Here is a 10,400-nt window from a genome sequence, read left to right as displayed (position 1 = left end):
CCGCGCTCTCCGCCCCCTCCTGGTCCTGGGCGAAGCCCGACGGGATACCGGCGGCGGACTTGGACGTGACGGGGCGTTGGCGGAGGGCGGTTCCTCGCCCCACAGGGCGTCGATCAGTTCCGCCGCCGTGGCGGTGCGGCCCTCGCGCAGCAGCAGGGCGGCGAGCAGGGCGCGTTGCTGGGGGGACCCGGTGGTGACCGGCTCGTCACCGCGCCAGGCGCGCACGGGCCCGAGCACGCTGAAGCGCAGGGCCGCGGACTCCACGGGCCTCTCCGCCACGGTCGTCGTGGCCGGCTCCGACGGCGTCGGCGTGGAGTCGGGACGCCGCTGCTCCGGTACGCGCGGCACACCGTCCGGTACACCGTCCATGCAGTCCCCCTAGACATCCTGAGCAACCACGCCAGTTTGCCTTGTTGACGGCGGATACGTCAGCCGTGGGAGACACCGATCACAGGGCGGCACACGGGAGTCCACCAGGTCTGCACACTCTCTCCGCACGTGGGTGGTCAGGGGCCGCTTACGAGGGGGGAGGTGGAGCGTGCGGGCACGTCGACGGGGCTGCGGGCCCAGGTCGGTGAACGAGAGGGCTGCCCAACTGCTCCGGTTGACCCCTGGTGTCGCCGGGACGCGTCCGGGGGTGGCGGGTGATAGTGGGTGGCCAGTTCAGGTTCCCTACCCGAAGGCGGCGCCCTATGCCCGGCGAGCAGCCCCAGCTCTACGAGACCCTCGACGAGCGGTTCCGGACCGGGCGGTGTCAGGCGGGGGACTCGCGGCTGGAGGTCCTTCACGAGGGGTGCCGGTGGGCCGAGGGGCCCGTGTACGTGCCCGCCGGGCGGTACCTCGTGTGGAGCGACATCCCCAACGACCGGCTGCTGCGCTGGGACGAGACCACCGGCGCCGTCGGGGTGTTCCGCTCCCCCGCCGGCTACCCGAACGGCAGCACCCTGGACGTGCAGGGGCGTCTCGTCACCTGTGAGCAGGGCAATCGGCGGGTGACCAGGACCGAGCACGACGGCTCGGTCACCGTGATCGCGGAGCGGTACCGGGGCAGGCGGCTCAACAGTCCGAACGACGCCGTGGTGAGGTCGGACGGGTCGGTGTGGTTCTCCGACCCGGAGTTCGGGATCGCCACCGACTACGAGGGGCATCGCGCCGAGAGCGAGATCGGCGCCCGGAACGTCTACCGGGTCGACCCCGCGAGCGGCGAGGTGCGGCTGGTCGCCGACGGGTTCCAGGGGCCCAACGGGCTGGTCTTCTCACCGGACGAACGGCGGCTGTTCGTGTCCGACAGCGTGGCCAACCACATCCGCGTCTTCGACGTGGGCGAGGACGGGATCTCGCTCTCGGGGGGCGAGGTGTTCGTCGCGTGCGCGCAGGGCACCTTCGACAACATCCGGTTCGACGACGAGGGGCGGCTCTGGGCCGCCGCCATGGACGGGGGCGTGCACTGCTACGACCCCGACGGCACGCTCCTGGGCCGCATCCTGGTGCCCGGCACCGTCGCCAATGTGCGGTTCGGCGGCGCCCGGCGCAACCGGCTGTTCATCGCCGCCGACACCACCCTGTACTCCCTGATGATGTCGGTCACCGGCACCCCGGCCCTGCCGCTCGGCCGGTGACCCTGTCCCGCAGGGCGCCCTTCACGACCTTCCCGCTCGCGTTGCGCGGCAGCCCGGCGACGAACTCCACCGTTCTCGGGACCTTGTAGTTCGCCATCTCCCTGCGGGACCAGGCGATCAGGTCGTCGGCGGTCAGCAGGGCGCCGGGGCGTCGTACGACGTAGGCCCGGCCGACCTCGCCGAGCCGGGCGTCCGGTACGCCGATCACCGCCACGTCGGCCACGTCCGGGTGCAGGCCCAGGAGCTGCTCTATCTCGGCGGGGTAGGCGTTGAAGCCGCCGACGATGAACATGTCCTTCAGGCGGTCGGTGATGCGCAGGTTGCCCGCCGCGTCCAGGACTCCGATGTCGCCGGTGCGCAGCCAGCCGTCGGGCGACAGCACCTCGGCGGTGGCCTGCTCGTCCTCGTAGTAGCCGGACATGACGTTGAAGCCGCGCACCAGGACCTCGCCGGGCAGGCCGGGTTCCAGGGGCCGGCCCTCGGGGTCCACGACCCGGATCCGTGTGCCGGGGACGGCCCTGCCCGACGTGGAGGCGATGACCGTCGGGTCGTCGCCGCGCCGGCACATGGTGACGAGGCCGCTCGCCTCGGAGAGGCCGTAGGCGGTGAGGACCGTGCCGACGCCGAGTTCGGTGCGCAGGCGCTCCACCAGGCGCAGTGGCACGACCGCCGCTCCCGTCACCACCAGGCGGAGGGCCGAGAGGTCGTGGGCGTCGCGTGCGGGGTGGTCCAGGAGGGACTGGAGGAGGGTCGGGGGGCCGGGGAGTACGGAGACCCGTTCGGCGGCGATGTTGGCCAGGACCGTGTTCACGCCGAACACCGGCTGGGGGATCATCGTCGCGCCCCGCATGAGGCAGGCGATCACCCCGGCCTTGTAACCGAAGGTGTGGAAGAAGGGGTTGACGATCAGGTAGCGGTCGCCCCGGGTGAGGCCCGCCAGGTCGCTCCAGATGCCGTAGGCCCGCAGCGTCTGGTCGTGGGTGATGACGGCGCCCTTGGGGCGGCCGGTCGTGCCCGAGGTGAAGATGATGTCCGAGGGCCAGGTCCCCCGCACGGCCGCGGACCGGTCGCGTACGTCCGCCGTTCCCACCCCCTCCCCGCAGGCCAGGAAGTCCTTCCAGGTCAGGAAACCGGCGGGGGCGTCCTCCGAGAGGACGACCGCGTGCTTGAGGGCGGGCAGGCCGGGCAGCGGGCCGGTGCCGGGGCCGTCTCCGGCCGCCCTGCGCAGGGACGCCACGTACGACGTGCCGAGGAACGTGCCCGTCACGAACAGCAGTCGGGCGCCGCTGCGGCGCAGTACGTCCGCGGCTTCGGCGCCCTTGAAGCGGGTGTTCAGCGGCACGAGCACGGCGCCCGCCGACACCGCGCCCAGGGCCGCGACGATCCAGTCGAGGGAGTTGGGGGCCCAGATGGCGACCCGATCGCCCGGTTCGACGCCGGTCGTCATGCAGGCCGCCGCGGCGCGCTCCACGCGGGCGCCGAGTTCCGCGTAGGTGACGCGGGTGCGGCCCTCGACGACCGCCTCGACGTCCGCGTGGCGTTCGGCCGCCGTTCTGACCAGGTCCGGAACGCTTTCCCATGCCGTATCCGCTCGCACAGCACGCCTCCCCACGCCATAGGAGCTGACTGCCCGTCAGATTATCTGTAATCTGACGACCTGTCAGCGACCGTTCGGCCCCGGAGGTGCGCGCAGCATGGCAGCAGGATCGGGAGGCCTCAAGGACGCCACCGCTCTCGTCGGCATAGGCCAGACACCCTTCGCCAAGCGGCTCCCGGAGGACGAACGCACCCTGGCCTGCCGTGCCGTCCTGGCCGCTCTCGACGACGCCGGGATCGCGCCCGGCGAGGTCGACGCCCTCGCCTCCTACACCATGGAGGAGACGGACGAGGTGGAGCTGGCGAAGGCCTGCGGCTTCGGCGACCTCACCTTCTTCAGCAAGGTCGGCTTCGGCGGCGGCGGTTCGTGTGCCACCGTCGCCCATCTCGCCGCCGCCATCACGGCCGGGCAGGCGAGCGTCGGGGTGGCCTGGCGGTCCCGCAAGCGGGGCAGCGGGCCGCGGCCCTGGACCGACACCACCGTCCAGCTCCCGACCCCGGCCCAGTGGACCCGCCCGTACGGGCTGCTCAGGCCCGCCGACGAGATCGCGATGCTCACCCGCCGCTATATGCACGAGTACGGCGCCACCCGCGACCACCTGTTCAACGTCGCCCTCGCCTGCCGCAACCGGGCCAACCAGAACCCCGCCGCGATCATGTACGACCGCCCCCTGACCCGCGAGATGTACATGACGTCCCGCTGGATCAGCGAGCCGCTGTGCCTCTTCGACAACTGCCTGGAGACCGACGGGGCGCTGGCGTGCGTCGTGGTCTCCGCAGAGCGCGCCCGCGACTGCCGGCGCAAACCCGTCTACGTCCACGCCGCCGCCCAGTCGCTCCCCGCCCAGCACCACGGCATGGTCAACTACTGGAACGACGACCCCCTCACCGGCCCCGCCTGGAGCGCCGCCCGGCACCTGTGGAAACACTCCGACCTGGCCCCCGAGGACGTCGACGTCGCCCAGATCTACGACGCCTTCACGCCCCTGGTCCTGCTCTCCCTGGAGGGCTATGGCTTCTGCGGGCGCGGTGAGGGCGGGGCGTTCACCGAGGGCGGGGCGCTGGAGACCGGCGGGCTGCTTCCGGTGAACACCGGCGGGGGCGGGCTGTCCGAGGCCTACGTGCACGGCTTCAACCTCATCAACGAGGGGGTCAGGCAACTGCGCGGGACCAGTACCGCGCAGGTGCCCGGCGCCGCCGCCTGTCTGGTCACGGCGGGGGAAGGGGTCCCGACCTCCGCCCTGCTGCTGAGGAGTTGAGGAGCTGCCCATGCTGCGTCCCGTCCCCGACAGCGACGGCGCCCCCTTCTGGGAGTACGCCGCACAGGGCGAACTGCGCGTCCAGGCCTGCGCCGCGTGCGGAGAGCTCCGCTTCCCGCCCCGGCCGTGCTGCCCGCACTGCCAGTCCTTCGAGAGCGAGTGGTGTCCGGTGTCCGGCCGGGGCCGGGTCTGGTCGTACGTCGTCGCCCATCCGCCACTGCTGCCCGACTACGCGGCGCAGGCGCCGTACAACGTGGTCGTCGTCGAGCTGGACGACGCGCCTCGCATCCGGCTGGTGGGCAACCTGGTCGCCGGGGCCGGGCAGCCGCTCGGCTCCCTCCCGCCGGAGAGCCTGCGCATCGGCGCCCGGGTGCGGGCCGTCTTCCACGACGGCCTCCCCCAGTGGGTTCCGGAGCGGCCATGAGCAGCGTGCTCGTACGGGCCGACCGGGACAGCGGGATCGCCGTGGTGACGCTGAACCGGCCCGAGCGGCTCAACGCCGTCGACCTCGCCATGGCCGACGAACTCGCCTCCACCTGGCACGAATTGCGGTTCGACGACGCCGTGCGCGCGATCGTCCTCACCGGGGCCGGTGAGCGGGCCTTCTGCACCGGCATCGACCGGGACGCCGCCGTGCCGCAGCCGAACTCGCCCTACGCGCAGGACGATCCGCTGCTCGGCATCGGGCCCAAGGCGAACGACCTGTGGAAACCGGTCGTCGCCGCCGTGCACGGCATGGCCTGCGGAGGAGCCTTCTACCTGCTCGGCGAGGCCGAGTTCCTCGTCGCGGACACCACCGCCTGCTTCTTCGACCCGCACACCACCTACGGCATGGTCAGCGCCTACGAGTCGGTCCTGATGGCACAGCGCATGCCGTACGGGGAGGTCGCGCGGATGGCGTTGATGGGGACGGCGGAACGGATCTCGGCGCGGCGGGCGTACGAGGTCGGGCTGGTGTCGGAACTCGTGGCGGACGGCGAGGCCCTGGAGGCGGCGACCTCGTGCGCCGCCGTTCTCGCCGGGTATCCGACCGAGGCCGTGCAGGGGACCGTGCGGGCCCTGTGGGCCGCGAGCGAGGCGGGGCGCTCGCAGGGGATCGCGCAGGCGCCGCACCTCATCGCACTCGGGAACGCGGCGGGCGAGCGGCAGGCCCGGTTGTTCGGGGAGCGGTCACGGGCATACCGGTTGCGCGAGTAAAGGTCGCTTCCTCATACATGCGTATGCTCGGGGTGTGGTTGAGCATCGGATGATCGACGTCAATGGCATACAGCTGCACATCGCGGAGCAGGGCGAGGGCCCGCTCGTGGTGCTGCTGCACGGATTCCCGGAGTCCTGGCACTCCTGGCGGCACCAGTTCGGTCCGCTGGCCGAGGCCGGTTTCCGGGTGGTCGCGCCCGACCAGCGCGGCTACGGCGGCAGTGACCGCCCCGAGGACGTGTCCGCCTACAGCATCCTCCACCTGGTGGGGGACGTGGTAGGGCTGATCCACGCGCTGGGCGAGGAGCGGGCGTTCGTCGTCGGGCACGACTGGGGCGCGCCGGTGGCCTGGCACACCGCGCTGCTGCGGCCGGATGTGGTGCGCGGTGTGGCGGGGCTGAGTGTGCCGCCGCCGTTCCGCGGCAGCCGCCCCCCGCTTCAGACCATGCAGGAGCGGTTCGAGGGCCGCTTCTACTGGAACTACTTCAACCGGCCCGGAGTGGCGGAGGCCGAGTTCGCCGACACCCGCACGACCCTGCGCAAGCTGCTGTACTCCGCCTCCGGTGACGCGCCGGGCGCCGGGCGTACCGAGCAGGCCCTGGTCGACCTGGAGCGCGGCTGGCTCACGGACGCGCCGGACCCCGAGGTACTGCCCGGGTGGCTCACCGAGGAGGACCTCGACGTGCTCACCGAGAGCTTCGAGCCCGGCTTCACCGGCGCGCTCAACTGGTACCGCAACCTGGACCGCAACTGGGAGCTGACCGCCCCCTGGCAGGGCGCGGTCGTGTCCCCGCCCGCGCTGTACGTGTACGGCGACCGGGACCTGGTCCCGGCCTTCCCGGGCACGCCCGAACTGATCGAGCAGCTGCCCGGGTTGATGCCGAACCTGCGCCGCAAGCCGCTCGTGCTGCCGGGCTGTGGCCACTGGACGCAGCAGGAGCGGCCCGCCGAGGTGAACGAGGCGCTGATCGACTTCCTGACGGAGCTGCGGGACTGACGGGGTGCGGGACCGACGGTCGCGGGACCGGCGCCCCCGTCCGTCGCGGGCCCCGTCAGTCGTCGACGAGGGCCTGGCGGTCGACCTCGCAGTGGTCGACGGAGTCCACCAGTCCCGCGCCGCCCACCCGGACGTCGACGGTGGCCGTGCCGTTCCCGGGGACGGTGACATCGCCGTACCGGCTGACGACGGTGATGCCCTGGGCGTCCTCGAAGGTGACCGAGACGGAGAAGTCCGCCTTGCGGCCGTTGGGGTTGCGGACCTCGACGGTCGCGTAGGGGGCCGCCGGGGTGGCGCAGACGACCAGCCGTGCCGTGCCGTCCTTCAGGGCCTTGCCGCTGCCGGAGCCGGAGGACGACGTCGGTGTGGAGCCGTAGTCCGGCCTGCGGGTGTAGGAGCTGCCGCCGCTGCTGCTGCCGTAGTCATCGTCGTCGGAGCCGTAGGACCCGCCGCTCGATCCGCCGGAGCCGTATGAGCCGCCGCTCGACGTCGACGACCTCGAACTGTCGTGATCCTGGCTCGCACTGCTGCACCCGCCGCCTCCGCCGCCGTGCCCGTGGCTGCGGCCACGGCCCCGGCCGGACGAGAAGCCGGTCAGTGCCAGTACCACCAGGACCAGCACCGCTGTGAACCTGAGCCTGCGCCCCCGTGTCTGCATGCCGGAGAGCCTAGTGATCGCCTGTCACGGCCATGTCACTGCGTGGCGACCGGTGCGTCCCCGGCGTAGCGTCGTGGGTGGCAGCGGTGGACGGACCGCTGCCCGACAAGCGACGGCCGCCGTCCGGAAGCTCTTCCGGTACGCCGGTACGACGGCCGTCCCGGGCCGGTCAGGCGGTGCGCGCCGTGCCCGTGCCCTTCTCCGCGTCCAGCGCGTACACACAGCGGTCCTTGCTGCACGCGTACACCACCCCGTCCCGGACGACCGGGGAGCCGGTGATCTCGCCGCCGGTGGCGAGTTTCCAGCGCAGCCGGCCGTCGTCGGCCTTCAGGGTGTAGAGCAGGTGGTCGGTGGAGCCGAAGTGGATCCGGCCCTCGGCCACCGAGGGGGCGCCCACGATGTCGCCGCCCGCCTGGAAGCGCCACTTGGGCGTGCCGGTGACCGAGTCGAGGGTGTAGAGGCCCTTGCCGCTGCCCACGTGGACATGGCCGGCCGCGACCAGCACGGGATCGACGGAGGAGCGGGACTCGGTGGCGATGCGCCAGCGGTCGCGGCCGTCGGTGGCGTCGAGGGCGTAGACCGTGCCGAGGTAGTCGGCGAGGTAGATGCCGCCGCCGGTGACGGCCGGGCCGGGGACGAAGGTGGGCGGGCAAAGGAACACGGCCGGGGCCTCGAAGTGCCACTTCACGTGCCCGGCGGCCACGTCCAGGGCGAGGACGCGGGTGCCGGCGCAGACGTAGACATAGCCGTCGGTCGCCTGGGTGAGCCGGATCGGGACGCCGCCGCAGGAGGCCGCGTCGCCGATCGGGTACGACCAGCGCTCCTCGCCGGTGCGGGCGTCCAGGGCGCGCAGCCGGGCGTCCTGCCACACGTAGACCGTGCCGTCGTGCAGGGCGGGTCCGGCCTCGGGGGACTCGAAGTCGGACTGGCAGCCGGTGATCTCCCACAGCTTCTGGCCGCCGGAGGCCTCCCAGCCCTGGACGCCGCCGCCGCGGGTGCCGGTGACGACGGTGCCGCGGCCGGCCTGGAGCGAGTAGACCCAGGCGTCCGTCTGCAGCCGCCACAGGTCGGCGCCCTCACGGGCGTCCAGGGCGAACAGGGTGGGCCCGTCGGAGGCGTGGATACGGCCGTCCGCGACCGCCATGGACCAGGCGACGTCCCGGGTCTTGAAGCGGCGCCGGCCGGTGGCGACGTCCAGGGCGTGCACCTCGAAGGAGGTGACGTAGACCAGGTCGCCGGCGACCGAGGGCGTGCCCCAGACGTCGTTGGACATGCGGAAGCGCCAGGGCCGCCAGCCACCGGCCTGCTCCGGGGGCGCGGCCGGGGCCGGAGGGGCGGCGACGGCGGGGCCCACGGCGGGGTCCGTGCCGTTGACACCGGGGCGGGGCTTGGACCAGGAGGCGGCGAGGGCGGCCTCCGGCCGGGGCGCCTTGACGGCGGCGGCGCGCACGTCGGCGACGCGCGGGCCCGGGCCGATGGGCACCGGGGCGCCGGCGAGGCGCACCGGGCCGGTGTCGGGGCCGCCCACCGGCGCGGGGCCACGGCCGTCCCCTGCGCGAACAGCAGCATCAGTGCCCGGGCCGCGGCACGCAGGGCCCTGGGTCCGCGGATGCGCGACCAGAGGACCAGCGGCAGGACGAGAGCGGCGACGCAGAGTACGACCAGCGTGCAGAGGAACGGTGTCCCGGTGAGGCTCATGCCCCTGTAGAGGACGGACAGGACCTTGGGGTTTACGGACGAGTCCGACACTTACCGAGGAATTGCCCGTGTCTCACCAGGGCGTGACCCTGGCCCGGAGTGGAAAAGCTACCGCTTAGTAGTTAGTTCTTGTACTGTTCAATCATGCCAGAAGCAGCCACCGCCCCGGCCGCCCGGGCCACGATCGGCGACAGCGAGTTCGACCGCGACACCGCGCTCACCCGCCGCGCGCCGGGCGTCTACGACATCGACCTCTCCGCCGGCTGGACGATCATCAGCGCCGTCAACGGCGGTTACCTGCTGGCCGTCCTGGGCCGCGCCCTCGCGGACGCCCTGCCGCACGCCGACCCCTTCACGATCTCGGCGCACTACCTGACCGCGTCCCAGCCCGGCCCGGCGGTCGTCCGCACGGACGTCGTCCGCACCGGCCGCACCCTGTCGACCGGCCAGGCCTCCCTCTTCCAGTACGACGACGAGGGCCGCGAGGTGGAACGCATCCGCGTCCTCGCCTCCTACGGCGACCTGGACACCCTGCCCGACGATGTCCGTACGACCGCCCGGCCGCCCGCGATCCCGCCACTGGAGCACTGCTTCGGCCCGGAGGACGGACCCGCACCGGTCGACGGCAGCTCGGCCATCGCCGACCGGCTGATGCTCAAGCTCGACCCGTCGACCCTGGGCTGGGCCCTCGGACAGCCCTCCGGCAAGGGCGAGATGCGCGCCTGGTTCGGCCTCGCGGACGGGCGCGAGCCCGACCCGCTCTCCCTGCTGCTCGCGGTGGACGCCCTGCCGCCCACCGCGTTCGAGATCGGGCTGAAGGGCTGGGTGCCGACCGTCGAGCTGACCGTGCACGTCCGCTGCCGTCCGGCGCCGGGCCCGCTGCGGGTGTCGATCACCACGCGCAACCTCGCCGGCGGCTTCCTGGAGGAGGACGCCGAGGTGTGGGACAGCGCGGACCGGCTGGTCGCGCAGTCCAGGCAACTGGCCCGGGCCCGGCTGGGCTGAACTTTGCCTCGTTGACAGGCAGGTCACAGGGCGGCCCCAAGGGAGGCCTGAGCGGCGTTGGTTGAGTACTCGCCTCAGGACTTCCTCACCCTCCCTGGAGTTGTTTCTCATGAAGCGTGTGCGTCTGCTCCCCGCCGTGGCCCTGCCGGCGCTCTCGCCCCTGGCCCTGGCGGCCTGTGGGTCGGGCGACTCCTCGTCGTCCTCGAGCAGCGGGGGCGGGTCCGGGCAGCAGGCCTGCCAGGTGCCGTCGGGGGCGGCCTCGGGTGCTCCGTCCGGGGCTCCGTCCGGGGCACCCTCGGGGGCCCCGTCGGGTGCGCCCTCGGCGGGCACCAAGCCGACGGGCACGCCGTCCGGGGCGCCTTCGGAGATGC

General features: G+C 72.9%; 9 protein-coding genes and 3 pseudogenes. 7 read left to right on the top strand and 5 right to left on the bottom strand.

The window, feature by feature from the left end; translation table 11 throughout:
• Window positions 1-369: pseudogene (locus ABZ281_RS21225) on the bottom strand (hypothetical protein); the annotation flags it as partial.
• Window positions 370-692: 323 nt separating this feature from the next.
• On the opposite strand from ABZ281_RS21225, the gene ABZ281_RS21220 reads away from it, so the two are divergent.
• Entirely contained in the window at window positions 693-1,619 is a 927-nt protein-coding gene (locus ABZ281_RS21220) for an SMP-30/gluconolactonase/LRE family protein (RefSeq protein ID WP_356657626.1), read from the top strand.
• Here the strand turns inward: ABZ281_RS21220 and ABZ281_RS21215 are convergent.
• On the bottom strand, window positions 1,585-3,216 hold the full coding sequence (locus ABZ281_RS21215; protein ID WP_356657624.1) for a FadD3 family acyl-CoA ligase: 1,632 nt from the start codon (window positions 3,214-3,216) through the stop codon (window positions 1,585-1,587). The two genes, ABZ281_RS21220 and ABZ281_RS21215, sit on opposite strands and share 35 nt — an antisense overlap.
• A gap of 97 nt (window positions 3,217-3,313) precedes the next feature.
• Between ABZ281_RS21215 and ABZ281_RS21210 the strand changes: the two genes are divergently transcribed.
• Genes ABZ281_RS21210 through ABZ281_RS21195 form a run of 4 tightly spaced genes read left to right on the top strand, consistent with a single transcriptional unit; the run spans window position 3,314 to window position 6,668 of the window.
• Window positions 3,314-4,474, top strand: coding sequence for a lipid-transfer protein (locus tag ABZ281_RS21210; protein WP_356657622.1), 1,161 nt, complete (start codon window positions 3,314-3,316; stop codon window positions 4,472-4,474).
• 10 nt (window positions 4,475-4,484) lie between these two features.
• The gene (locus ABZ281_RS21205; protein ID WP_356657620.1) at window positions 4,485-4,898 is read left to right on the top strand and encodes an OB-fold domain-containing protein; all 414 of its coding nucleotides are present in this window, start codon (window positions 4,485-4,487) and stop codon (window positions 4,896-4,898) included.
• Window positions 4,895-5,671: an enoyl-CoA hydratase/isomerase family protein gene (locus ABZ281_RS21200; RefSeq protein WP_356657618.1), complete on the top strand. Its 777-nt coding sequence runs from the start codon at window positions 4,895-4,897 to the stop codon at window positions 5,669-5,671. The genes ABZ281_RS21205 and ABZ281_RS21200 overlap by 4 nt, the downstream gene beginning before the upstream one ends.
• A 49-nt stretch (window positions 5,672-5,720) precedes the next feature.
• Window positions 5,721-6,668 carry an alpha/beta hydrolase gene (locus ABZ281_RS21195; protein WP_356657628.1) on the top strand — a complete coding sequence of 316 codons (948 nt, stop codon included), beginning with the start codon at window positions 5,721-5,723 and terminating at the stop codon, window positions 6,666-6,668.
• A gap of 55 nt (window positions 6,669-6,723) precedes the next feature.
• Here ABZ281_RS21195 and ABZ281_RS21190 read toward each other — a convergent pair whose 3' ends face one another.
• From ABZ281_RS21190 to ABZ281_RS21180, 3 genes and pseudogenes are all read right to left on the bottom strand, one after another.
• Entirely contained in the window at window positions 6,724-7,326 is a 603-nt protein-coding gene (locus tag ABZ281_RS21190; RefSeq protein ID WP_356657616.1) for a hypothetical protein, read from the bottom strand.
• A 169-nt stretch (window positions 7,327-7,495) separates the two neighbouring features.
• Window positions 7,496-8,863, bottom strand: a pseudogene (locus ABZ281_RS21185) (PQQ-binding-like beta-propeller repeat protein); the annotation flags it as partial.
• Window positions 8,863-9,024: pseudogene (locus tag ABZ281_RS21180) on the bottom strand (esterase); the annotation flags it as partial. The pseudogenes ABZ281_RS21180 and ABZ281_RS21185, both read right to left, overlap by 1 nt.
• A gap of 144 nt (window positions 9,025-9,168) precedes the next feature.
• On the opposite strand from ABZ281_RS21180, the gene ABZ281_RS21175 reads away from it, so the two are divergent.
• Together ABZ281_RS21175 and ABZ281_RS21170 are read left to right on the top strand one after the other, a co-directional pair.
• Window positions 9,169-10,029 (top strand): thioesterase family protein, encoded by an 861-nt coding sequence (locus ABZ281_RS21175; RefSeq protein ID WP_356657614.1) that lies wholly within the window; start codon window positions 9,169-9,171, stop codon window positions 10,027-10,029.
• Window positions 10,030-10,138: 109 nt separating this feature from the next.
• Window positions 10,139-10,400 (top strand): hypothetical protein (locus tag ABZ281_RS21170; RefSeq protein WP_356657612.1); only part of this gene is annotated, 262 nt, incomplete at its 3' end.

It is taken from the genome of Streptomyces sp. NPDC006265 (assembly GCF_040613555.1).
Classification (GTDB): domain Bacteria; phylum Actinomycetota; class Actinomycetes; order Streptomycetales; family Streptomycetaceae; genus Streptomyces.
Note: the sequence above shows the minus strand (reverse complement) of the source record. Positions and strands in the feature narration are given on the sequence as shown.